The 23,821-nt window shown below is 66.5% G+C and carries 22 protein-coding genes; 14 read left to right on the forward strand and 8 right to left on the reverse strand.

Features of this window, described 5'->3' with window-relative positions; all coding sequences use genetic code 11:
• Window positions 1-75: 75 nt before the first annotated feature.
• Both Q8T13_03655 and Q8T13_03660 read right to left on the reverse strand, forming a co-directional pair.
• Window positions 76-729 (reverse strand): nucleotidyl transferase AbiEii/AbiGii toxin family protein, encoded by a 654-nt coding sequence (locus Q8T13_03655; protein ID MDP3716843.1) that lies wholly within the window; start codon window positions 727-729, stop codon window positions 76-78.
• The gene (locus Q8T13_03660) at window positions 705-992 is read right to left on the reverse strand and encodes a hypothetical protein (protein MDP3716844.1); all 288 of its coding nucleotides are present in this window, start codon (window positions 990-992) and stop codon (window positions 705-707) included. Before Q8T13_03660 ends, Q8T13_03655 begins: the two co-directional genes overlap by 25 nt.
• Window positions 993-1,145: 153 nt before the next feature.
• On the opposite strand from Q8T13_03660, the gene Q8T13_03665 reads away from it, so the two are divergent.
• The gene (locus Q8T13_03665; protein ID MDP3716845.1) at window positions 1,146-3,788 is read left to right on the forward strand and encodes a protein kinase; all 2,643 of its coding nucleotides are present in this window, start codon (window positions 1,146-1,148) and stop codon (window positions 3,786-3,788) included.
• Window positions 3,789-3,797: 9 nt separating this feature from the next.
• Window positions 3,798-3,932 carry a hypothetical protein gene (locus Q8T13_03670; protein ID MDP3716846.1) on the forward strand — a complete coding sequence of 45 codons (135 nt, stop codon included), beginning with the start codon at window positions 3,798-3,800 and terminating at the stop codon, window positions 3,930-3,932.
• 31 nt (window positions 3,933-3,963) lie between these two features.
• Here Q8T13_03670 and Q8T13_03675 read toward each other — a convergent pair whose 3' ends face one another.
• The 3 genes from Q8T13_03675 to Q8T13_03685 all read right to left on the reverse strand — a co-directional run bounded on the left by Q8T13_03675 (window position 3,964) and on the right by Q8T13_03685 (window position 6,207).
• A complete protein-coding gene (locus Q8T13_03675; GenBank protein MDP3716847.1) occupies window positions 3,964-4,362 on the reverse strand; it encodes a type II toxin-antitoxin system VapC family toxin in 399 nt (132 codons plus the stop codon).
• Window positions 4,346-4,570 carry a type II toxin-antitoxin system Phd/YefM family antitoxin gene (locus Q8T13_03680; GenBank protein ID MDP3716848.1) on the reverse strand — a complete coding sequence of 75 codons (225 nt, stop codon included), beginning with the start codon at window positions 4,568-4,570 and terminating at the stop codon, window positions 4,346-4,348. Before Q8T13_03680 ends, Q8T13_03675 begins: the two co-directional genes overlap by 17 nt.
• A gap of 71 nt (window positions 4,571-4,641) precedes the next feature.
• Entirely contained in the window at window positions 4,642-6,207 is a 1,566-nt protein-coding gene (locus Q8T13_03685) for a YifB family Mg chelatase-like AAA ATPase (protein ID MDP3716849.1), read from the reverse strand.
• 184 nt (window positions 6,208-6,391) lie between these two features.
• Here Q8T13_03685 and Q8T13_03690 point away from each other — a divergent pair, with 184 nt between their 5' ends.
• The gene (locus tag Q8T13_03690; GenBank protein MDP3716850.1) at window positions 6,392-9,094 is read left to right on the forward strand and encodes a hypothetical protein; all 2,703 of its coding nucleotides are present in this window, start codon (window positions 6,392-6,394) and stop codon (window positions 9,092-9,094) included.
• Window positions 9,095-9,146: 52 nt separating this feature from the next.
• Here Q8T13_03690 and Q8T13_03695 read toward each other — a convergent pair whose 3' ends face one another.
• The 3 genes from Q8T13_03695 to Q8T13_03705 all read right to left on the reverse strand — a co-directional run bounded on the left by Q8T13_03695 (window position 9,147) and on the right by Q8T13_03705 (window position 12,992).
• Window positions 9,147-10,868, reverse strand: coding sequence for a transglycosylase SLT domain-containing protein (locus Q8T13_03695; GenBank protein MDP3716851.1), 1,722 nt, complete (start codon window positions 10,866-10,868; stop codon window positions 9,147-9,149).
• Between the two features lie 74 nt (window positions 10,869-10,942).
• Window positions 10,943-12,706 carry an aldehyde dehydrogenase family protein gene (locus tag Q8T13_03700; protein MDP3716852.1) on the reverse strand — a complete coding sequence of 588 codons (1,764 nt, stop codon included), beginning with the start codon at window positions 12,704-12,706 and terminating at the stop codon, window positions 10,943-10,945.
• 4 nt (window positions 12,707-12,710) lie between these two features.
• Window positions 12,711-12,992: a BMC domain-containing protein gene (locus Q8T13_03705; protein MDP3716853.1), complete on the reverse strand. Its 282-nt coding sequence runs from the start codon at window positions 12,990-12,992 to the stop codon at window positions 12,711-12,713.
• Between the two features lie 84 nt (window positions 12,993-13,076).
• Between Q8T13_03705 and Q8T13_03710 the strand changes: the two genes are divergently transcribed.
• The 11 genes from Q8T13_03710 to Q8T13_03760 all read left to right on the forward strand — a co-directional run bounded on the left by Q8T13_03710 (window position 13,077) and on the right by Q8T13_03760 (window position 23,754).
• Window positions 13,077-13,922 carry a hypothetical protein gene (locus Q8T13_03710; protein ID MDP3716854.1) on the forward strand — a complete coding sequence of 282 codons (846 nt, stop codon included), beginning with the start codon at window positions 13,077-13,079 and terminating at the stop codon, window positions 13,920-13,922.
• 3 nt (window positions 13,923-13,925) lie between these two features.
• Complete coding sequence (locus Q8T13_03715) at window positions 13,926-14,612, forward strand: lytic transglycosylase domain-containing protein (protein MDP3716855.1); 687 nt, start codon at window positions 13,926-13,928, stop codon at window positions 14,610-14,612.
• Window positions 14,613-14,744: 132 nt separating this feature from the next.
• Window positions 14,745-15,953, forward strand: a complete 1,209-nt coding sequence (locus Q8T13_03720; protein MDP3716856.1) for a type II secretion system F family protein — start codon at window positions 14,745-14,747, stop codon at window positions 15,951-15,953.
• Window positions 15,954-16,038: 85 nt separating this feature from the next.
• Complete coding sequence (locus Q8T13_03725) at window positions 16,039-17,634, forward strand: GspE/PulE family protein (GenBank protein MDP3716857.1); 1,596 nt, start codon at window positions 16,039-16,041, stop codon at window positions 17,632-17,634.
• Window positions 17,631-18,584: a pilus assembly protein PilM gene (gene pilM, locus Q8T13_03730; protein MDP3716858.1), complete on the forward strand. Its 954-nt coding sequence runs from the start codon at window positions 17,631-17,633 to the stop codon at window positions 18,582-18,584. The genes Q8T13_03725 and pilM overlap by 4 nt, the downstream gene beginning before the upstream one ends.
• Window positions 18,585-18,586: 2 nt before the next feature.
• On the forward strand, window positions 18,587-19,255 hold the full coding sequence (locus tag Q8T13_03735; GenBank protein ID MDP3716859.1) for a hypothetical protein: 669 nt from the start codon (window positions 18,587-18,589) through the stop codon (window positions 19,253-19,255).
• Window positions 19,252-19,851: a GspMb/PilO family protein gene (locus tag Q8T13_03740; GenBank protein ID MDP3716860.1), complete on the forward strand. Its 600-nt coding sequence runs from the start codon at window positions 19,252-19,254 to the stop codon at window positions 19,849-19,851. The genes Q8T13_03735 and Q8T13_03740 overlap by 4 nt, the downstream gene beginning before the upstream one ends.
• On the forward strand, window positions 19,841-20,389 hold the full coding sequence (locus Q8T13_03745; protein MDP3716861.1) for a hypothetical protein: 549 nt from the start codon (window positions 19,841-19,843) through the stop codon (window positions 20,387-20,389). The genes Q8T13_03740 and Q8T13_03745 overlap by 11 nt, the downstream gene beginning before the upstream one ends.
• A gap of 20 nt (window positions 20,390-20,409) precedes the next feature.
• Window positions 20,410-22,872, forward strand: a complete 2,463-nt coding sequence (locus Q8T13_03750; GenBank protein MDP3716862.1) for a secretin N-terminal domain-containing protein — start codon at window positions 20,410-20,412, stop codon at window positions 22,870-22,872.
• A complete protein-coding gene (locus Q8T13_03755; protein ID MDP3716863.1) occupies window positions 22,872-23,339 on the forward strand; it encodes a type II secretion system protein in 468 nt (155 codons plus the stop codon). The genes Q8T13_03750 and Q8T13_03755 overlap by 1 nt, the downstream gene beginning before the upstream one ends.
• A gap of 4 nt (window positions 23,340-23,343) precedes the next feature.
• A complete protein-coding gene (locus Q8T13_03760; GenBank protein ID MDP3716864.1) occupies window positions 23,344-23,754 on the forward strand; it encodes a type II secretion system protein in 411 nt (136 codons plus the stop codon).
• The last annotated feature ends 67 nt before the right edge of the window (window positions 23,755-23,821 follow it).

Below are 23,821 nucleotides of genomic sequence, written 5' to 3' on the forward strand. Positions count from 1 at the left end.
CGACTACGGCTCCGTGGTGAGCGGCTGGAGGAGCTGAAGGACAGGCTGCCGGCGCAATCAAGCCCCGTACGGACGTTAGGAGTCCGGGATTGCCAGTCGCCGCAACCGTTCTGCCAGCGCTTCGCGAAACGACGTCAGCTCGCCGGTCGACAGCGACACCAGCATCTGGGGCAGGGGCGTCACAGGAAACCGACTGAGCAGCCAGGCCATCACTCCCGGATCAATTCCCGCGTCTTTCGCCAGGGCGAGCGTGAGATCCGCCTCCGGTGGATAGCCGGCGCGATCCAGAAACAGCAGATCCACCAGGTCACGCGGCTCAGACCGGGAGAGGACGCACGTCAGCTTGTTCGCCCGCCGGTCAGCAAGCGATTCCACTTGGACGCCTTCAACCACGTCCGGGCCGCCGATGTCGGCCACCGCTTCGAACACCAAGTCGATGTCCACCTCACCGTCGGCACCAGTCAACACGCCGCGCACGAACGTGCCGGCATCACGGACCACTCGGATCGTGACGCCCGCCTCCGGTGCGATCTCCGGAAGCAGGGACACGGCGTCGCGATGAGTCTGCCGATCGTGGAAAACGAGGTCCGCATCGCGCGATAGACGGTGACGCAGATGCACGCCCGACAGCGCCGCACCTCCGGCCAGATGAAATGGCGTCCGCGCGTGGCAGACCTGCAGGAACCGCAGCGTCGAGGGCTGGACTATGCGACGGTCGAAGGTGGCCACGTCTGCTCCCCTGGATCGATCTGAAGCAACCATGCCCACATCGCGCGACTGCGACCGAGGTGTCGCACCAGATGCGGCCACTGCGCACGAACCGCCGAAGGGGTGGTGAACCGCCAGACGTCGGCGGTGTGAGCTTCGCGCAGCAGCGCGCCCAGCCAGTAGGCACGGATCGCGGGATCGGGATCGTTCAGCCGACGAGCGAAGCCAGCCTCGGTGAGGTCGGTCCACCACAGGAAGTATGGGCGAACCGGAGCAGGGGACATGGCGGCAGTTTACCATCGCCGTCCTCGGGCAGACCGCGTGCCGGGCGAGGCAAGGTAGCGCCGCGTTTGCTGCTCCGCGTGGCGTAACGCGGGCGGCCCCGGCCCGCTGAGCAAGAAGTGTCCCGGGCGCGGTAAGGCCCTATAATCACGCGGTTGACCCCTGGCACCCGGCTCGGCGCCTACGAAGTCCTCTCCCTGCTGGGCGCCGGTGGCATGGGCGAGGTGTATCGGGCCAAGGACTCGACGCTCAAGCGCGAGGTCGCACTCAAGGTCCTACCGGCCGACGTGGCGAAGGATCGCGAACGGCTGGCGCGGTTCCAGCGCGAGGCCGAAGTCCTCGCCTCGCTCAATCATCCGCACATCGCACAGATCTACGGCCTCGAACACGCGGGCGACACGTTCGCGCTGGTCATGGAACTGGTCGAAGGGGAAGATCTCGCACAACGTCTCGCGCGCGGTGCGATTCCACTCGATGAGGCGTTGCCGATTGCGCGGCAGATCGCCGAAGCGCTGGAAGCCGCACATGAACACGGCATCATTCATCGGGACCTGAAGCCCGCGAACATCAAGGTGCGGCCAGACGGCACCGTCAAAGTGCTCGACTTCGGGCTCGCGAAGGCTGTCGATCCGACCGCCGGATCATCGGCCACCGCGATGAACTCGCCGACCCTCTCAATTCATGCGACGCAAGCGGGCATCATTTTCGGCACCGCCGCGTACATGTCGCCCGAACAAGCTGCCGGCAAGGCCATCGACAAGCGCACCGACCTGTGGGCGTTCGGCGTGGTGTTGCTCGAAATGCTGACCGGCCGGCCGGCCTTCGAAGGCGAAACCGTTTCGCACGTCATTGCCGCGATATTGAAAGACCAGCCGGATTGGTCAGCGCTGCCGCCAACGGTACCCGCGCCGATCCACAAGCTGCTCCGACGGTGTCTCGAAAAGGATCGCAAGCGGCGCCTCGACTCGGCTTCGGCGGCGCGCCTCGACATTGACGACACGATTGCGACGCGCGGTTTGGATACCGGTGTGACGGACTTGCACGACGGTCCGTCGTCGCGAGGCCGCACGCCCTGGTTGCTGGCCGCCGCATTCGCGATCGGAGCCGTCGTGACTGGACTCGCCGTCTGGACTGTCGCGACGCAATTGCTGGCGCCGCGGACGGCCGACGTCGTGCGGTTCGGCATTCACGACACCGATGGCGTGATCGTCTCTCGCACCGCTGGCGACATCGCGCTGTCTCCTGACGGGCGCACGCTGGCGTTTGTTGGTTTCGGCGACGGTGGGCAGCTCATCTGGCTGCGAGATCTGGGTACGGCCGGCGCACGCGCCCTGCCCGGCACCGAGGGCGCCCGGGCGTTGGGCTGGTCACCTGATGGGAAGTCGCTCGCGTTCATGGCGTCCTATCGCATTAAGAAAGTGACGGTGGCCGGTGGCATGCCGGAAGTGCTGAGCCAGACCCGGTTGAGCGCGGCGCGGTCGCCGGTATGGACACCCGAAGGCACGATTCTTTACAGCGACAACAATGGCTTCTGGCGCATCGCCGCCAACGGCGGTCTGCCCGCGGCACAGGTCGTACCGCTCCCTGGCGAGCGACACGATGCGACCGCGTTTCTTCCTGGCGGCCGCTACTTCCTGGAGAGCGTGCAAAGCGCCGATCCCGCGAAGGCGGGGACGTGGGCGACGACATTTGATGCCACGACACGAACGCGGCTGCTCACATTTCCGACCATTGCCCGCTATGCCGAAGGGCATCTATTGTTCGTTCGCGATCGCGTGCTGTATGCCCAGGCATTGGACGTTGCCGCGTTGCGGCTGAACGGGGAACCGCGCCAGCTGGCGCCGAACGCCGCGGACCAGTTCAGCGTGTCCACTCGCGGCACCGTCGCGTATCGGCCCGTGAGTGCCGCCGGACTCGCCGATGCGACGCAACTCGAATGGATCGATCGCAGTGGCCGGATTCTCGAACGCATCGAACAAGCGGCCGGTGGCACCACGCCGGCGCTTTCGCCCGACCAACGTCGCGTGGCGATGGCTCGCAATGGCGGCGTGTGGGTCCTCGAACTGACGCGCGCGGTCCTCTCGCGAGTTGGCAGCAGCGGCGCTAACCCGAGGTGGTCACCCGACGGCCGGCGGCTGTTCTTCACTCGTGGCGTGAACTCCAAGGATGTCATCTTCGAGATGGCCGCGGGCGCCGAAGGCGCCGAAACCAGCCTCTACAAACCGGTCGGCAGGCACGCGCACCCCACCGACGTGTCCGCCGACGGGGCGTCTGTCATCTTGGAGGAGGGAGAGGGGCAACGCTCGGGTGTCAGCGACGATTTTGATATTCACGTGTTGCGCTTGACCGGCGATCGGCAGTCGGTCCCCTTCGTTCAGACACCCGCGAGCGAAACCTCAGGAACGCTGTCTGCCGATGGTCGATGGCTCGCGTATAGTTCGGATACTTCCGGACGAACTGAGATCTACGTCCAGAGCTTCCCCGATCCGGGTCCACGCGTCCAAGTGTCGCCTGGCGGCGGCAGCTTTGCACGATGGCGCCGCGACGGCAAAGAGATATTTTATGTCGCACCCGACGGCACATTGATGGGCGTTCCCGTCATTGGGGCGGCGCCGATTGAGTTCGGCAAATCGACCCCGCTGTTTCAGTTCTTTACCAATCAGGGCTCGGGCGCGCCACCCTACGACATGACGGCGGATGGCCAGCGGTTTATTGTCAGCGCCGTCGTCCGCCGCACTGACCCGTCCATTGAAGTCCTGCTCAACTGGCCGGCGCTGTTGACGAAGGCGGCCCAATGAGCCTTGCTCGTGCGCCGCTTCGAGCGCCTCGGCGATTTGCCGCGCAATCGGCAACGCTTCATCGAGTGGAATCGCCCCGCGCGCGATCTGCTGCGACAGATCCTCGCCTTGGAGGAACTGAAGGCCAGGCTGCCGGTGAAGTGACCGGCGCGTGTTTCTTCAACTCCGCGCCGGCTCACCAGGTCGTTCGGACGTGCGGATAGTCGCGTAGCCGCGCATCCTTCGTCACCACGGTGGCCGACAGCGACCGCGCCGTCGCGACGATGATCTGATCGGCGGGATCGCCGTGAAAGGGCAATGGCAGGCGGCAACTGTCGACCAGAATCGGGCGCGTCATTTCGGCGACGTGCAGGCCCTCGGCCGACAGGGCGGCCTCGAACCAATCATCGAGCGGGCGGTCGAGCGCGAGTTGGCCCTTCTCGACCTTCTTGGCCATTTCCCAGATCGAAATCATCGAGATCCAGACTTCGCCGCGGGCGAGGGGCTTCTGGATGGCCGCACGGGCGCGTCGCGACAGCCGCCGGTCGTTGGTGACCCACCAAATCCAGGCGTGCGTATCAAGAACGACCGGCATCCCACACCTCACCCGTGCTGAATGGGTCGCCTGACTCGGACACAATGCTGCCGGCGAGCGCTCGCGTCCGCCTGGTGGCGGCGATGGGGACCAGTCTGGCGACCGGGCGCCCCCGCTTGGTGATCACGATCGGTCGGCGGCTGGCCGCCACTTCGTCGAGCGTTTGCAGGCAGACGTCCTTGAACTTCCCGGCGGCGATAGTTCGCATATCCCCTATATAGCCATGGCCATATGGCCATGTCAATCTAACGGTGTCGGACCGACTCTCGAGTTGCTCAGTCATGATGAGGTCTCCACGAACCGGTATTGCAGCGCCTCCATCAAGTGTTCGGTCGTGATGGCCTCGGCGCCGGCCAGATCGGCAATGGTACGCGCGACGCGGACGATGCGGTGGAAGCCGCGGGCGGAGAGGTGGAGCTTTTCGGCCGAACGCTCGAGCAGGCGGCGTCCGGCGAGATTGAGCGGCGCGTGCTTCTTCAACTCCGTGCCCGCGAGCTGCGCGTTGACGCGGGCCCTGGCGCCGCGCGCGAGTTGCCGCGCCCTCGCCGCGAGCACCCGTTCGCGCACGGCGGCGGAGGACTCGCCGGCCGGTCCCTCGGTCAACGCCGTGATCGGCACGGCCTCGACCTCCACGATCAGATCCAGCCGATCGCGCAGCGGCCCCGACAAGCGCCCGCGATAGCGTGCGGTCTGTTGCGGCGTGCAGCGGCACTGGCGCTTGGGGTCGCCCTGATACCCGCACGGACAGGGATTCATGGCCGCGACCAGCACGAAGCGCGCAGGAAACATCACCGAACGCAACGCCCGCGACACCGTGATGCGGCCTTCCTCGATCGGTTGCCGCAGCGCCTCGAGCACGCGGCGGTCGAACTCCGGCATCTCGTCCAGGAATAACACGCCGTGATGGGCGAGGCTGACTTCGCCGGGCCGCGGCGTGGAGCCCCCGCCGACGAGGGCGACGTCGGAGATGGTGTGATGCGGCGCGCGAAAGGGCCGCTCGGTGAGCAGGCCAACGCCAGGACGTAGCTGACCCGCGACCGAGTGAATCGTCGTCGCCTCAATGGCTTCGTCAAACGACAGCGGCGGCAGGATGCCCGGCAACCGGCGTGCGAGCATGGTCTTGCCGGCGCCGGGCGGACCGATCATCAGCAGGTTGTGACCACCAGCCGCAGCGACTTCCAGGGCACGGCGGGCGAAGGATTGGCCGTGGAGGTCGGATAGATCCAGAGCTAGGGTGCCTAAGGTGCCTAAGGTGCCTACGGTGCCTACGGTGCCTACGGTGCCTACGGTGCCTAGGGTGCCAGGGGTGCCGGGTGCCACCGGCCAGTCATCCGGTGCCTGGTTCAGCCGCGTGACCGCCTCGACGAGCGTTCGGACGGGCAGGAGCCTCAGGCCGGTGACGACGGCGGCTTCGGGGAGGTTGTCGTGGGGCAGGAGCAGGGCGCGGGCGCCGTGGCGGCGGGCCTCGGCGGCAATGGCCAGCATGCCCCGCGCCGGCTGGATCGTGCCGTCCAGCGACAGTTCGCCCACATGCACGATGCCCGCAAGGCTGGCCGGCTGGACCTTGCCCGTCGCCGCCAGCATGCCAAGGGCGATGGGCAGGTCGAAGGCGGGTCCCGCCTTGCGCACGTCGCCGGGCGCCAGGTTGATGGTGATGCGATGCGCGGGGAACTCGAACCCCGAGTTGCGGATCGCCGCCCGGACGCGGTCGCGGCTCTCGCGCACGCTCGCGTCGGGCAAGCCCACCAACTGGAAGTGCGGGAGTCCGAAGCTGACGTCAATCTCGACGTGGACGCGGCAGGCCTCAATCCCAATGACGGTAGCGCTTTCGACAGTTGCCAGCATGCGCACCGAACTGCAAGCCGACTGCCGCCGGCCCGGCACGCGATTGAGGCGAAGAAACGGTCGGGCCGACGAAAGTGGGTGAGTGGGGGTCGCAGAAAGCGACGTCCCCGGCCCTCGGGGATGGCGCAATTTCTGCCTGCGCCACCTGTTCCGTCAGACCCGCCCCCGCTATATACTCTCCGGCATGCTCGACGCACTTTTCGGCGGCAATAGCGGCAACAAGAAACAGCAGCACGACGAGCTGCAGGCGCTGGTCACTCAGGCGCGTGAGGAACGCGCGGCGCTGAGCGCCATGCTGACGCAAATGGCGGGCGGCACCGCGAAGCTGGCCCAGACCAGCAAGGCGCTCGACCAGGTCGGCCAGAAGGCGGATCTCGCGCTGAAACGGCTCGAGGAGCTCGGCCAGAAGGTCACCGGCTACGACGAGCGCGCGAAAGGCCTCGAGCAGATCGAAACGCGCATTGCCCAGGTCCTCGACCAGGTGGCCGATGCCAATCGGGTGGCCGAGAAGATCACCGCCCCGGACGGCGAACTGCAGAAGCACCGCCTCGCCGTGAACCAGCTGGCATCGCAGGCCCTCGAGAACCAGGCCACCATCGAGACCCTGCGCAAGGAACGCGCGTCGTTCGAAGACCTGCGCGGCCAGCTGAAGGTCTCGACCGCCGAAGTCGTCCGCTCAGTTGAGGGCGTGTCGACGCTCAGGGGCGAGCTCGACGCCGTCCGTTCGGTCGGCGCCCAGCTGACGCAGGAGTTCCAGCGCATTCGCGAGACCTCGCGCGAAGCCAAGGCCGACTCGACCGCCGCCACCGAGTCGGTGAAGGAAATCGAGAAGAAGCTCGGTCCGCTGGTCCAGTTGCAGGAACTCAGCAAGAACACCGAAGAGCGGCTCAACTCGCTCAACGCCCTGGCCGAGCACGTCTCGCAGAAGGCCAAGGCCCTCGAGGCCCAGAAACACGCCGTCGAACGTGCCGTCGTCGAGGCCAACCGCCTGAACGAAATGGTGTGGGCGATGGACGTGCAGATCTCGAAGCTGAACGAGGGCGCCAAGCAGGTGGCGCGCGCGGAAGAAACCGTCGAGCGGATGGAGAAGCTGGCGCAGGAGACCACCGCCCAGTTGTCGGCGGCGACGACGGCCCGCGAGGAATTCTCGCGCGAGTTCGTGCGCCTCGACAAGGAAAGCCGCGGCCTGTCGGAGTATTTGAAGACGACCATCGAACGGCTGTCGGTCGACAAGAAGGAATTCGACGCCTTCGATCACCGCTTGCGCGGCCTGTCGAATGCGGTCGGCGAGGCCGAGACCCGCATGGACGGCGTGCTTGCCAAGGACAAGGCGCTGTCGGCCATGAACCAGCGCGCCGATGAGCTGAGCAAGGATTTCCAGACGCTGATGGCGCAAGCCGAGGAGATGGCCCGCAAGCAGGGCGCGCTCGAAGCACTGGGCGAGCGGCTGGCGCAGGTCGACGAGATCAGCCGCCGCACCATGGCGCAACACGAAAGCCTGAAGCAGTCGCGGCAGGACCTCGACACGCTGCGCGGCGAGATTGCCGAGTTCCACAAGTCCTACGCCGAAGCGTCGGTGCTGCGCGACAAGCTGTCGGCCGATCGCGCGGCGCTCGAGGCATTTGGCGAGCGCGCCACCACGCTGCTCAGCCGCACGCCCGAACTCGAGTCGAAGATGGACGCGGTGCTGAGCAAGATGGCGACCGTGGACGAAGGCACCAAGTCGGCGACGCGGCTGGGCGAACTGGCCGCCGAGCTCGACGCGCAGCTGACGCGCGTCGGCGCGCGGCTGCAGTTCATCGAGAAGCTCGAAGGCCGCATCAACAACCTCCACGTCGTCACCGCCGACGTCGATCGCAAGCTGGCCGAACAGCTGGCCCGGCGCAACGAGGTCGAGAGCCTGAAGAGCCTGTGCGACACGCTCGGCACGCAGGTGGGTGACGCACAACAGAAGCTCGACGGCGTGGCCGCGCTGCAGGCGCGCCTGCTGCCGCTGACGGCGCAGGTGACGACGCTCGGCGAATCGATCGCGCGGTCGCAACAGCTGGTGGCCGCCGTCAAGCAGGAAGAGACGGCGGTCCACGAACAGCAGGCCCGGCTCACGGAACTGGTGGAGCAGAGCAAGACGCTCGCGGCGGAAACCACCGAGCGGCTCAAGCAGGTGCAGACGGTTGGCGACGAACTGGGCCGCGCAGCCGGCATCAAGGAAGAGCTCCTGACCGAACTGGCCAGCGTTCAGGCCCGGCAGCGCGATGCCGTGGCGCAGACCGAAGCGGCCGAGGACCAGCTGAAGCGTGCCGAGACCATGGTGAAGCAGCTCGAACAGCGGCGCACCCAGCTGTCGTTCTCGGAAAAGAAGATCACCACGTTCGAGTTGCGCCTGAGCGACCTCACGCGCGCCACCGAAGGGGTCGAGCAGAAGATCAAGCTGATCGCCGAGAAGGAATCACTGGTCCAGGCGGTCAAGGCCGAAGTGGAGAGCGTCCACAAGATCAGCAGCCGCAGCAAGGCCGACCTGCAGTTTGTGACCGACCATCGCGCCGAGGTCACCGACCTGCGCGGCAAGGTCGAAGACCTGCTGGACCGGGTCAGCGATACCGACACCAAGATTGCCGACATCGAGTCGCGCCGCAAGGTGGTGGAAGAGGTGCAGGCGCGCGCCAATACCATCACCAACCTGCTCGACGACATCAACGTCAACCTGGAGATGCTGGGCGAACAGCGCGCCGTGATCGATCACGTCGGCGAGAAGCTGGCCCGGCTCGACTTCATGGTGCAGGAGGCGCAGAACACGCTGCGGGCGCTGCAGCGCGAGCGCGAAGTAGCCGAGCGCATCGAGCAGGGCATCAAGTCGCTGCGCAAGCACAGCGACTCGAGACTGGCGTAGAGCCCATCACAGGAGTTCAAGAGATAAGGAGAAACTCCTTACCTCTTGCTGTTTATTGATTAGCGGTCTTGGAGGCGGGTGGCTGGACGATGAGCCGGTCGCCGATGTTCAGCCTGGTGCCGCGCATCTTGTTCCAGCGCTGCAGTTGCACGACCGAGGTACCGGTCTTCCGGGAAATGGCCGACAGCGTGTCGCCGGCGCGCACACGGTATATTTTGGCAGCAGCCGGTTCCGGCAGCGCCGCGGTTTCTTCCAGAATCTCTGCCACCGTCGCGGCGGCCGCTTTCTCGAGGTCGGCCGACGAGGCCCTCGCCAAGAGCGCCGATGACGGCATGCGCGGAATGAGCAGCTTGCCGCCGGTCTTGACCCGCGAATTCACCCTCAGGTAGTTGGCTTCGGCCAGGTCGGTGCGGTTGACGCGCAGCTTCTTGGCAATCGTGGCCAGCGTCTCGCCCTTCTTGACGGTGTGCCACTGCAAGGCGTTCAGCTGGCTGGGCGCCGAAGCGGCGAGGCCCTCGCGCACGCGATCGCCCGTGCCCTCTGGCACGCGAATCTGGTACTCGCCCGCCTTGACCGGGGTGGTCCAGCGGCGGTACTCGGGGTTGAGCTTCTGGATGTCGTCCACCGGCACGCTGGCCCACTCGGCGACGCGGCGCAGGTCGAGCGCGGCCGGGGCCTTCACGGTCTCGGTCGCCGGCGCCACCATCGGCTCGATGTCGAAGCCGTACTGGGCCGGGTTCTTGGCGATGATTACCGCGGCCAGGATCATCGGCACGTAATCGCGAGTCTCGCGCGGCAGGTACTGCTTGGTAGCGGTCAGCTGCCAGAAGTCGTTCTTCTGGCTCCGCGTGAGGGCCCGTTTCACCCGGCCGGGACCGCCGTTGTACGAAGCCATGGCCAAGTGCCAATCCTCGAACATGCGATGCAAGGTCTTGAGGTACTTGGCCGCGGCGACGGTTGCCTTTTCGGCGTCGGCGCGCTCGTCGATGTACCAGTCGGCCTTCAGGCCATTCTCGAGGGCGGTGCCGTGCATGAACTGCCAGACGCCGCGGGCCTTGGCGCGCGACAGCGCCGATGGCTTGAAGGCGCTTTCGATGAGCGGGATATAGGCGAGATCGAGCGGCAGGCCTTCGGCCCGGAACGTCGCCTGGATCATGGGCAGGTACTGGGCGCCGCGCGACAGGCCTTCGGTCAGGAACTCGCGCAACCGGCCCTGGAAGAGCTCGACGTAGCGCAGCACCCGGTCGTTGGTCGGGATCGGAATGTCGTGGACCGTCGTTTCGAGGTCCGCCTCAACGGCGGCAGCAGTCGCCAAGGTCGGCTTGGCGGCATCGAAGGTCTCGATGGCGAGCAGCGCATCAATGGACGCCGGCTCCGTTCGGGTTTCGGTGAAACCGTCGCCCTTCTCGAGCGCGATTTGCTCGAGTACGCTGATGCGGTCCACCAGCCGGTCGAAGTGCTCGCGCAGCCGGACATCGGCTCGGGCGCCGTCGGCCGACTCGAGCAGGATGTCCAACGACCGATCGAACTCGGCGCGGGCGCGGACGAGGTGACCGAAGGTCAACTCCTGCTGGCCAGTTGCGAAGTGGCGGTCAGATTGGGCGATGAGCAGATCGACCGGATCCGACGCGGGCGGCGCGACCGGGATTGGCGCCACGGCCGCGGGTGGCTGCGGAATGACCTGGACCGTCTTCGCGCCTGAGCCTGTGATGCAACCGGCGAACACCGATGTGCAACATAGGAACGCGATGGGGAGCGAGTAAGGGCTCGGCATTCAATATTTTGGTGGTAAGTACCCGACCCGAGGCAGGGTAGCACGACGATAACTTGGGGTCAACCTGTTACGGCTCAGCTGTTTACGGCAGGCCAGCCGGCCTGGACGAATACCCGCGCGGCCTCGCCGGCATCCCGGGCCGAGGGCGTGACTATAGTTCGCTCGCCAATCAGGAGCTTTCGTCCCTCGCGAATCGCCAAGCGAACATCCTCCTCGCACACGAATCTCTCTGGCTCGGACCCCTGTGCCAAGGGTGCATCGGGTGCCTTAGGTGCCTCAGGTGCCCTGGCGGGTGCTAACCCGCGGGTCGCGAGGAACCTGTCGATCCGATTGGTGAGGGCATCGGCAGAGATCGAATCCGGTTGTGGCTTGGTGGGTGCCTTGGGAAGAGCTGGAGCACCCGGCAACTGCACCCTAGGCACCTCAGGCACGTTAGGCACCTTAGGCACTGAGGGCGAAGCCGAGGCAGGTCGCAACTCGTACGCGACCCTTTTGATGTTGAGGAGGTGCTTCGGAGAAATGTTGTCCGAGGTGATATTGCCGCCAAAGCCGCCACAGCCGAGCGTCATGGCCGGGTCCAAACCGGTCGTGAGTCCAATCGACCCGTGCGTGGTCGGCGTATTCACGCAAATGCGGTAGGCCGGCTTGTGCAGGCCGAATTCCAGGATCACCGCATCGTTCTGCGAGTGAATCGACATGGTGTGGCCCATCCCGCCGTACTTCAGAATCTGTTTGCACCGCTCGCAGCCTTCGCGCCAGTCCTTGACCACGTAGTACGACAACACCGGGCACAGTTTCTCGATCGACAGCGGGAAGTCGCGGCCGACGCCCGTCAGTTCCGCGATCAAGGCCCTGGTGCCGGCCGGCACGGCAATACCGCACTGCTGGGCAATATGGACCGCCGATTTGCCAACAAACGCCGGGTTGGGGAGCCGTTGCGGCGTCACCAGCTGCTTCGCCAGCGTGTCGGCCTCCGCGGGCGACAGGACGTAACCACCCTGGTCCTTGAACTGGCGCCTGGCTTCGGCCTCGACCGCCTCATCCACCACGACGGAGTTGGGAGACGAGCACAGCACACCGTTGTCGAACGACTTGCCGGTCAGGATGTCGTTGGCGGCCTTGCGGACGTCGGCGCTCGACTCGATGTAGCACGGCGCGTTGCCAGGACCCACGCCGTACGCCGGCTTGCCCGCGCTGTAGGCAGCGCGAACCAGGCCCATGCCGCCGGTGGCGAGAATGACCGACACCTCACGGGCCTTCATCAGTTCCTGGGTGCCCTCGAGCGTCACGGTGGTCATCCAGCCAATGGCCCCCTCGGGCAGCCCGGCTTTGCGGCCGGCCTCGTACATGATGTCGGCGGTCCGCGTGATGCACCGGGCGGCTGACGGGTGCGGCGTCATCACCACCGCGCAGCGCGCCTTGATGGCAATCAGGATCTTGTAGATCGCGGTCGAGGTGGGATTGGTCGACGGAATGACCGCGGCGACGACGCCGAACGGCTCGGCAATCTCGATGATCTTGCGGTCGTCGAAGCGGTTGATCACGCCGACCGTCTTCATGGGCTGGATGAACTCGTACACCCGCTGCGACGCGAACAGGTTCTTCTGGATCTTGTCGGCGATCACGCCAAACGTCGTCTCTTCGACGGCGAGCCGCGCCAGTGCTTCGGCATGGGGCCTGACGGCCAGCGCCATGGCCTCGACAATGCGATCGATCTGCTGCTGGGAACACTCGGCCAGCGTCGCCTGCGCCACTTTGGCGCGGCGGGCAAGCGCCCGGGCCTCGGCGATCGAGGCCAGGTCCTTGTCGGTTTGGGGTGATGAAGCGGCGGCGGCCAAAGCCTTAAGCCTTTGGCAGGATTCTTTCGACCTCGGCGTGGGGCCGGGGAATGACGTGGACCGACACCAGTTCGCCGACCCGGCGCGCGGCCGCGGCGCCCGCGTCGGTCGAGGCCTTCACGGCGCCGACATCGCCCCGGACCAGCACCGTCACGTAGCCGGCCCCGATGTATTCCGTGCCAATCAAGGCCACATTGGCCGCCTTGACCATGGCATCGGCAGCCTCCACCGAGCCGATAAAGCCCTTCGTCTCGACCATGCCCAGCGCGTCTCGTGGAGTGTCCATCGGAATGGACTGCATGATATTCTCCTTTGGAACCCTATGCAACGGAGAGACATGGTTAGTCGATTGCGGACAGCTGCTGTACTGATGGCCCTGACCGTCACCTTGGCGGCGTGCGGCCCGGCCGAAGACACGACCCCCCCGGTCGGCACCCTCGAGGTGTCGTTATCGCGCGCGAAAGTCGCGCTCGGTAGCCCGGTCGAGGTGACCTACAAGTTCACCGCGGCAGCCGACGCCCCCAACCTGGGCGCCCGGCGCGTATTCGTTCACTTCCTCGATGCCGACGAGGAGTTGATGTGGACTGACGACCACGAACCGCCGACCCCCAGCACCGAGTGGAAGCCGGGGCAGAGCGTCGAGTACAAGCGGACGATGTTCGTGCCCAGTTACCCCTACGTCGGGGCTGCCAAGGTCGTTGCCGGCATCTACAGCCCCGGCAGCAATGACCGGCTCAAGCTGTCGAACGTGGACCGCGGCGACCGATCCTACAAGGTCGTCGATTTCGAGCTGTTGCCGCAGACCGAGAACATCTTTGTCATCTTCAAGGACGGCTGGCACCCGGCCGAGGTGGTCTCTGAAGGCGCCGGCCGCACCGAGTGGCAGTGGACCAAAAAAGAGGCGACCATCTCCTTCCGCAATCCCAAGCGCGACGTCGTGCTCTATCTTCAGGTGGACAATCCGGCCACCGGCCCTAACGGCGCGCAGCAGCTGACCATCACGGTCGGCGACCAGGTGGTCACGACCGTGCCACTGAGCGCCAGCGAAGCGCCGGTGCGCACCTACAGCGTGACCGCGGCCCAACTGGGCCAGGGCGACATGGTTGAGATGAAATTGCTGGCCGACAAGACCTTCGTGCCGGCCCTGGACCCCGCCATGAAGAGCGGCGACCCCCGCGAACTGGGCGTCCGCGTGTTCCACGCGTTCATTCAATAGGACATGTTCAGGATCGCCGCGCTGGCCGCATCACTACTGTTGTTCGCGCCCGCCGCGAGCGCGGAGATCCTTGTGTTCAAGAGCGGGCAAAGCATGTCGGTTCGCTCCTATCGTGTTAGTGGCGACCTGGCCACCGCCGTGCTGCGCGCCGGCGGGGAAGTGACGTTCCCGGCGGCGATGATCACCCGGGTCGATCCGGACGAAGTGCCGTACCCGGTGCCGGTGGACGCGTTGCCGGTCGAGGACGCGCCGGCCGTGCCAGCGGCCGCGGCACCGGTTGGCGTGCCCGACGCCGTGCTGGCGGCCCGCCCGTTCGCCGACCTCATCTCCGCGGTCGCGGCCACCCACCAGGTTGACGCGCGTCTCATTCACGCCGTGATCGAGCAGGAATCGAACTACCAGACCCGTGCCCGGTCGAAGAAGGGCGCGCGCGGCCTCATGCAGCTGATGCCGGCTACGGCCCGTCAGTACGGCGTTCACAACTCGTACGACCCCAAGGCGAACATCGAGGCCGGCGTCCGCCACCTCAAGGACCTGCTGAGCCGACTTGAACTGCCCACCGCCCTGGCGGCCTACAACGCCGGCGAGGGCACCATCCGGCGCTACGGCGGCCTGCCGCCCTTCCCCGAAACCCAGAACTACGTCCGCCGCATCCTGCAGCGGGCCGGCCACAGATTAGGCACAGATTAAACACCGAACGGATCAAGACCTCGGGGGTCGCCCCGGCGAGGTCGCTCGACTATTCGGGTCGAACGGTCGTCTAAACGGGTGGGAATACAGGTCCCATTTCCGTATAATCCCCTGTGGGTCAATCTGTTAGGGATGGAATTCCGCTGCCGGCTCGGCACCACATCGGGTGAGATTATCGAGGGCGTGTACGTGGCCCAGAGCGAAGCTGCCCTCAGGCGCGAGCTCGAGGACAAGGGGCTGCACGTTCTGGCACTGCGGCCCCGGCTCGGCTTTGGCAGCTTCACGCTGTCGCGCAGCCGCAAGATCACCCGCCACGAGTTCCTGGTCTTTAACCAGGAGCTGGCCACGCTGTTGAAGGCCGGCATGCCGCTGGTGCAGTCGCTCGACATCCTGCGGACCCGCCTCACGAACCCGCTGTTCAAGTCGGTGCTGGACGATGTGCACGAGAAGGTGCGCGGCGGCACCGCGTTGTCGGATGCCTTCGCCGCGCACGGCGAATTGTTCCCAAACGTTTACACCGCCTCGCTGATGGCAGGGGAGCGGGCCGGCAATCTCGATGCGGTGCTGCGCCGCTACGTGGCCTACTCGAAGACGGTTGACACAGTCCGCTCGAAAACGATTTCAGCCATGATCTACCCGGCGATCCTGATCGGGCTCGCGGTCGTGCTGGTCTCGATCATCATCGTGAAGGTCGTGCCCACCTTCTCGGAGTTCTACCTGAGCTTCGGTGCCGAACTCCCCTTATCCACGCGCATCATCGTCGGCGTGTCCGACGTGATCCGCGGGCAGATGTGGCTCATCCTGATCGCGCTCGGGGTCGGCACCGCGGCGTTCTGGAGTTGGGTGCGGCAGCCGGGACACGGCTCCAAGTTCGATGCCTTGCTGCTGAAGCTGCCGTTCATCGGGCCGAGTTTCCACAAGTTCGCGACCACGCAGATGGCGCGGACGCTGGCCACCTTGCTGGGGGGCGGCATCCCGCTGGTGAACGCGCTCGAGATCGCGTCGCGCTCGACCGGCAACCGCCACCTGGGCGAGGAGCTGGCGATCGTCGCGACCAAGGTCCGCGAGGGGCAGAGCTTCTCGGCCACGATGTTCGAGCGCAAGACCGTGCCCGACGTGGCCATCAAGATGATCGAGGTCGGTGAGTCCACCGGCGCGTTGACCGAGATGCTCAACAGCCTGTCGGACTTTTACGACGAAGAAATCGAAACCGACGTGGCGCGCTTTGTGACGGTGATCGAACCGGCCATGCTCGTGTTCATGGGCGTGGTGATCGCCGGCATCGTGCTGGCGCTCTACATGCCGCTGTTCCAACTCACCTCGGTGATCGGCGGCAGCTAATGACGAAGGGACGCGGCAGGTGGACGTAACCCCGGACGAGACGCTCGACCCGGAGGCCCTGATCGAGGAGCCGGCGGCGCCGGAAGTGTCGGCGGCCGAACGCAGCGCCGAAGAGGCCGCGGCGCGCCGGCTGGCCGAGCGCTACCGGCTCGACTTCCTCAACATGCACGACTTCCGGATCGACCAGGAACTGTTCCGGTCGATTCCGGCCGACCTGATGTTGCGCTACGGTTTCGTGCCGTATCGGCGCGACGGCAAGTCGCTGGTGATCGTCGTCTCGGACCCGACCGACCTGCCGATGATCGACGAGCTCAGCGTGATCCTGGGCACGCCGGTGCGGGTGATGGTGGGCGCGCGTTCGGCGATCGAGGGCATGCTGAAGAAGAGCGAAAGCTCGCAGCGCGTCCTGGACGAGGCCACCGAAGAGTTCCAGATCCAGGTCCTCAAAGACGATGACCTCGGCGACGAGAACCTGACCGTCGAACGGTTGACGAGCGACAGCAGCCCCATCATCCGGCTGGTCGACTCGACGATTTACACCGCCATCCAGCGCCGCGCCAGCGACATTCACATCGAGACGCAGGACGATGCGGTCTACGTGAAGTACCGCATCGATGGCGTGCTGCAGTCGGCCATGCGGCCGATCGCCAAGCGCTTCCACAGCTCGATCCTGTCGCGCATCAAGGTGATGGCCGAGCTCGACATCGCCGAGAAGCGGGTGCCGCAGGACGGCCGCTTCCGGCTGCGCGTGCCCGGCAAGACCATCGACTTCCGCGTCTCGGTGATGCCGAGCGTGCACGGCGAGGACGCCGTGATCCGCATTCTCGACAAGCAGTCGATGAGCGAGCAGTTCACCGAACTGCGCCTCGACATCCTGGGCTTTCCGGAAGAGGAGCTGCGGCGGTTCCGCAAGTACATCCGCGAGCCGTATGGCATGGTGCTGGTGACGGGCCCGACCGGCAGCGGCAAGACCACGACGCTCTACGCGGCCCTCGCCGAGATTCGCACGATCGAAGACAAGATCATCACGATTGAGGACCCGGTCGAGTACCAGTTGAAGGGCATCACCCAGATTCCGATCAACGAGAAGAAGGGCCTGACGTTTGCGCGCGGCCTGCGCTCGATCCTGCGTCACGACCCCGACAAGGTGATGGTCGGCGAAATTCGCGATCCCGAGACCGCGCAGATCGCGATCCAGTCGGCGCTGACCGGCCACCTGGTGTTCACGACGGTCCACGCCAACAACGTGTTCGACGTGCTGGGGCGCTTCCTCAACATGGGCGTGGAACCCTACCAGTTCATCTCGGCGCTCAACTGCGTGATGGCGCAGCGGCTGGTGCGCAAGATTTGCGAGGCGTGCAAGCATCCGGTGACGATCGCTCCGGAACTGCTGGCCGAGTCGGCGATCGACGCCGGCGTCGCGGCGAAGCACACGTTCTACGAGGGCGCCGGCTGCATCGAGTGCAGCGGCACCGGCTTCAAGGGCCGCATGGCTATTTGCGAACTGCTGGACCTGACCGATCACATTCGCGAGATCATTCTCGACAAGCGCCCGATCTCGGAAGTGAAGCGCGCCGCCAAGGAGCAGGGCATGCGGCTGCTGCGCGAGTCGGCCGTCGAGCGCGTGCTCAACGGCGAGACCACCCTTCGCGAGATCAACAAGGTGACGTTCGTCGAATGAGCTTCCGGTCCCTCTTCCAGTCCCCGCCGCCCGACGTGGCCATCGCGATCGATCACGCGCACGTGGCGGCGGCGCGCCTGGCGTGGCGCGGCGACCAGGCCGTGGTCGCGGCGCACGCCCACGAGGCGCTACCCGCCGGCGCGGTGGTGCCGTCGCTCTCCGCGCTCAACATGGCGGACGTGCCGGCCGTCGCGAAGGCCGTTGGCCGCGTGCTGGCCGCGTTGGGCCACCCGCCCGGCCGCGTCGCGTTGGTCGTGCCCGACACGGTGGCGAAGGTCTCGCTGCTCCGGCTGGAGAAAGTGCCCCCCAAGGCCGCCGACCTGCAGGAGATCGTCCGGTGGCAGGTGCGCAAGACCGCGCCGTTCCCGATCGAGCAGGCCGTGATCAGCGTGTCGCCCGGACTGGCCGCGGCTGACGGCAGCCACGAGATGGTGGTGTCGCTGGCCCGGGCCGACGTGATCCAGCAGTATGAGCAGGCCTGCCTGATGGCCGGCGCCGAGGCCGGCCTGGTCGATCTCGCGTCGTTCAGCGTGCTCAATGGCATCCTGGCCGTGGCGGGCGGCCCCGCGGGAGATTGGCTGCTCGTTCACATCACCGACACCTACCTGACGCTCGCGGTCATGCGAGACCAGGCGCTGTTGTTCTTCCGCCACCGCGGCGAAGAGGCCGAGGGGACGCTGGCGGACCTGATTCACCAGACCGCGATGTATTACGAGGACCGCCTGCATGGCGCCGGCTTCGCGCGCGTGCTGATCGCCGGCGGCGGCCGGCTGCCGGGTGGCGCCGAAAGCGTGCGGCGGGGTCTCGAAGAACGGCTGCGCATCGGCGTCGAATCCGTGGACCCGCGCCAGGCGGCCGCGCTGCCCGATCGCATTGGCGCCTCGCAGGAGGTGCTCGACGTGCTGGCGCCGCTCGTCGGCGTGCTGCTGAGGGAAGGACGGGTGGCCTAGCGATGCTGCGCACCAACCTGTCGACGCGGCCCTTCTACAACACCCGTGCCGTGCGGATCGTCCTGGCGGCGGTCGGCGTGATCGTGGCCGGGCTCACGGTGTTTAACACGGTGGAACTGTGGCGCTTGCAGCGGGCCAATCGCGACCTCGGCCGGACCGTCGTCGAGAACGAGAGCGCGGCGCGCGACTTGCGGGAGAAGGCGCGGGTGGTCCAGCAGACCATCGACCGAACGCAGCTGTCGCAGGTCTCGTCGGCCGCGCGCGAGGCCAACGCGCTGATCGATCGCCGCGCGTTTTCGTGGACCGAGTTGCTGAATCAGTTCCAGGCCACCCTCCCGCCCGAAGTGCGCATCTCGTCGGTGCAGCCGCAGGTCGACAACGCCGGCCGGCTGCTGGTGGCGTTCACCGTCCAGTCCCGGCAGCAGGAGGATCTCGACAGCTTCATCGAGGCCCTCGAGAAAACCGGCGTGTTCCTGGATGTGCTGTCACGGTCGGACTCGAGCAACGAAGACCTCTCGCTGACGTCGGTTCTGCAGGCGTACTACAACCTCCCGCCGCCGGCCATTACGCCGCCGCCGGCGGCCAAGCAGCCGCCGTCGGCGTCTGAACCTGGCGAGGCGGCGCCGGCGAACCGTTCGGCGGCCAACGTCGTGGCGGGAGGCCGGCGATGAAGGCGCTGTTTACGACGGGCAGCGAGGTGCCGTTCGCGCGGGTCGTCGCCGACCACCGGCGGGTGCTCGTGCCGCTCGGCGCGCTGCTGGCCATCAACCTCGGTGTGCTGGTGCTGCTGGTGTTGCCGCTGAGGGCGTCGGTGGAGAGCGGCGGCACGCGGGCGCAGGCCTCGAGCCTGGCGCTGGCCGACGCGCGCGCCGAGCTGGCGGCCGCCGAGGCGACCCGCGACGGCCAGGCGCAGGCGACCCGCGACCTGGAGCGGTTTTATCGCGAGGTGCTGCCCGCGGACCTGAGCGCCGCGCAGCGCATCACGCACTCGAAGTTGAGCCTGCTGGCGCGGTCTCACGACGTGGTGTTCAGGCAAAGCTCGACCTCGCCGACCACCCTGCGGGAGTCGTCGCTTGATAGCCTGGCCGTGAACTACAGCCTGACGGGGGAGTGGGAAGACGTGCAGCGGTTCATCCACGCCGTGGAGACGCTGCCCGACTTCGTGGTGATCGACAACCTGTCGCTGGCGCAAGGCGGCGATGGCAATACGTTGTCGCTGGCGCTGGCGGTATCGACGTATTACCAGTCGAGGCGCGATGCTCGCTGATCGCCGCCGGCTGTTGATGGGTGGCGGTGTCGTGCTGGTGCTCGCGCTTGGCGTATGGTTTCAGTCGCGGCCGGAACCGGCGGCGGCGCCGGTCGCGGGGGCGCGCGCCCAGGCGGCGCGGCCGGCCGCCGGTGAGGCCGCCGAGGCCCCGAGGCCGGTCGCCCTCGACACGCTGGCCGCGGAGCGAGGCGAACCGAGCGGGACGGCGCGTAATCCGTTTCGGTTCCAGCCGAGGGTAGCGCCGGCGCCGCCGCGGGCGGTGGCGTCGCCGGAGACCGAGGTGACGCGGCCGGTGGCGCCGCCGGCACCGGCCGGGCCGCCGCCACCGCCGCCGATACCGTTGAAGTTCATCGCCCTGGTCGAACGAGCCAACGGCGTGAAATGGGCGGTGCTGAGCGACGGGAAGGTAACGATGTACGGCAAGGACGGCGATACCATTGATGGCCGTTACCGCATTGTGAAGATCGGCGCCGAATCCGTGGAAGTCACCCATCTCGATGGACGGGGCCGCCAGGTGATTCGGCTGACGGGGCAGTAGAGCGAATGATGATGAGGCGTTTGGTCAACGGAGTCGTGTTGGTGGCGCTGGCCGCCGTGCTGGCCGCCGGGTGCGCCACCGGCCGCTCTTTCGCGCGCGGCGAAACGGCGGGCCAGGCCGGCGACTGGGAGGCCGCCGTCGGCTTCTATCGCCAGGCGCTTGAAGACGACCCCGATCGCCCGGACTACAAGATTGCTCTCGAGCGCGCCATGCTGATGGCGTCGACGCAGTACACCGATCGCGCCCGGCAGTTCGAGGCCGCCGGCCAACTTGAAGAAGCCCTGCGCGCCTATACCAAGGCCATGGAGTTCGAGCCGTCCAACCGCACGATCGCCGCCAAGGCGGCCGAGATCGAGCGCCTGTTGCGCGACCGCATCGAGGCGGCGACGCCGCCGCCGGCGATCGACCAGCTACGGCAGCAGGCGCGCCGCAGCATCGAGCCGGTGCTGAGCCCGACCAATCCGGAACCGTTGATCGTCAACCTGGTGAACACCAGCCTGCGCGAGATCCTCAGCTTCATCGGCAACTACAGCGGGATCAACGTGACCTTCGATCGCGACTTCCAGGACCGCTCGATCACGCTCAAGCTCGAGGGCGTGTCGCTCGAACAGGCGTTGCAGCAGATCATGATCGCGAATCAGCTCTTCTACAAGGTGCTGAACGAGCGGACCATCATCGTCGCCGCCGACAGCACGCAGAAGCGGACGCAGTACGAAGACCAGGTGATTCGGACCTTCTTTATCTCCAACGCCGACGCGACCGAAATGCAGGCGCTGCTCACCGGCATGCTGCGCGTGGCGGGCATGGCCATTCAGCCGCAGATCGTCCCGAACAAGACCGCCAACACGCTGACGATTCGCGCCACGGCGGCCGTGGTGGCGGTGGCCGAGCGCATTATCGAGGCCAACGACAAGCCGCGCGCCGAAGTGTCGGTGAACGTCCAGATTCTCGAGGTCAGCCGCGAACGCGCCAAGCGGTACGGCCTCGACCTGGGCAGCTATTCGGCGGCGCTGAACTTCTCGCCCGAATCGACGCCGTCCGACAAGCCGTTCAATCTGAACACGATCTCGCAAGGCGTCAGCACCGCCGACTTCTACCTGCAAGTGCCGTCAGCGGTAGTCCGGTTCCTGGAGAGCGACTCGCAAACCAAGGTGCTGGCCAAGCCGAACCTGCGTGGCACGGAAGGGCAGAAGCTGTCGCTCAATCTCGGTGAAGACGTGCCGGTGCCGAGCACCACGTTCACGCCGATCGCGGCCGGCGGCAGCACGGTGAATCCGCTGACCTCCTACGGCTACCGCACCATCGGGATCATCGTCGACATGACACCGCGGGTGACCTACGACGGCGACATCATTCTCGAGATTAGCATCGAGAACAGCGCTCGCGGCACGGACACCAACATCGCCGGCCAGAACCTGCCGTCGTTCTTCTCGCGCAAGGTGCAGACCAGGCTGCGGCTGCGCGACGGCGAGTCGAACTTGCTGGCAGGCCTGCTGCGTGAAGACGAACGTAAGTCCCTCACCGGCTTCCCGGGCATCATGCGGCTGCCGATCGTCAAGCAGCTGTTTTCCAGCAACGACAACCTCATCAAGCAGACCGATATTGTGATGCTGCTGACGCCGCGCATTCTGCGCACCCACGAACTGAAGGCGTCGGACCTGAGCCCGATCTACATCGGCACGCAGAGCAACATGGTGCTCGGCGGCCCGCCGGCCGTGATTGGCGGCGACGCGCCCGCGGCCGCGGTACCGGGAACGCCCGCCATTGCCGTGCCGCCGACGACGCCAGGGGTGGCGCCTTCGCCGGCGGCGGCTGCAGCCGCGGGCATGCAACCCGCCGCGGCGCCGGTGCTGCCGGGTGGCGGCCCTCGGCCCGTGGTGCCGCCTGGCAGTTCGCCCATTCCCGGCATGACGATGCCCGCCGCCGTGGCTGCGGCACCCAGTCCGGCCGCGGCCCCGCCGCCAGATGAGCCGGCCGTGGCGCCGGAGCCGGCGCCGATCGCGCCGCCCCCAGCTCCAGCCGCGCCTGCCGCCGCTACGGCCGCCGCACCGGCCTCGCCTCCCGCGGTCGTGCCGGCGCGCATCTCGGTGAGCCCGCCGAGCGAAATGCGAATCGGCAGCGGTCCGTATACCGTGCCGATTTCCATCTCCGGCGCGACGCGCGTGTCAACGCTCACCATCTCGGTGACCTATAACCCTGCCCTCGTCCGGGTTCGCAGCGTGCAGGAAGGGACGTTCATGCGCCAGGGCGGCGTCACCCCGGCGTTCACGAGCCAGATCGACGAGAAGAGCGGACGTGTTGACCTTGTCATCACTCGGCCCGGCGACCAGACCGGCGCGTCGAGTGCGGGCCTGTTGGGGGCGCTGCTGATCGAGCCTGTCGCTGCTGGCACCGGGTCGCTGTCGGTGACCGGCTCTGCGAGCGTGCCGGGCGGCGCCAGTGTGCAGTTGCAGTTCCTGCCGGCGGGAGTGACGGTGCGGTAATGAAGTCACGCGGGTTCACCTACGTCGAACTGCTGGTGGTGACGACCATCGTCCTCATCCTTGCATCGGCGGTGCAGCCGCTGGCCAGGGTCACCATGCAGCGCACGCGCGAAGCCGAATTGCGGCGCGTGCTGCGTGAGATGCGCACCGCGATCGACAAGTTCAAGGATGCTGCGGACGCGGGTCAGATCCCGACCACCGAACTCAAGGCGAACAGCGAGGGCTATCCGCCGGATCTGCAGGCGTTGGTCGATGGCGTGTCGGTGGCCAACGACGCCACTGGGCGCAAGCTGAAGTTCCTGCGCCGGATTCCGGTCGACCCTACCATGGGTGACGCCGACTGGGGGCTGAGGGCGTACCAGGACAAGCCCGATTCATCGAGTTGGAGCGGGCAGAACGTCTACGACGTGTATTCCAAGAACCAGGGCACGGCGCTCGACGGCACCAAGTATCGCGATTGGGACTAGCGCCGTGACATTGATATCGCAACGACGGTCGCCGGCGAGCGGGTTCACCATGATTGAAGTGCTGGTCGTGTTGACGCTGATCGTCATCCTGGCCAGCATGGGCATGTCGCAGTACCGCAACAGCGTGACCCGCGCCGAAGAAGCCGTGCTGAAGGAAAACCTGTTCCGGATGAACGACGCCATCGATCAGTACTACGCCGACAAGAACAAGTGGCCGTCGGACCTGTCCGAGTTGGCGTCGGAAGGTTATCTGCGCGAGATCCCAATCGACCCCTTCACCAAGTCGAAAGACACCTGGGTGACCACGCAGGCCGAGCCGGATCCGAACAACCCGGCGTCGCAAGTGGGCATCTTCGCGGTGAAGAGCGGCTCGGACCGCACGGCGCTCGACGGCACGCGCTACGCCGACTGGTGAGCTGAACTGATGTAGGGTCCGGCTTCCTGACCCGCCGGAGCCTTGGCGAAGGCGGTCGGCCGGACCA

Source organism: Acidobacteriota bacterium, assembly GCA_030697165.1.
In the GTDB taxonomy this organism is placed as follows: Bacteria; Acidobacteriota; Vicinamibacteria; order Vicinamibacterales; family UBA2999; genus 12-FULL-67-14b.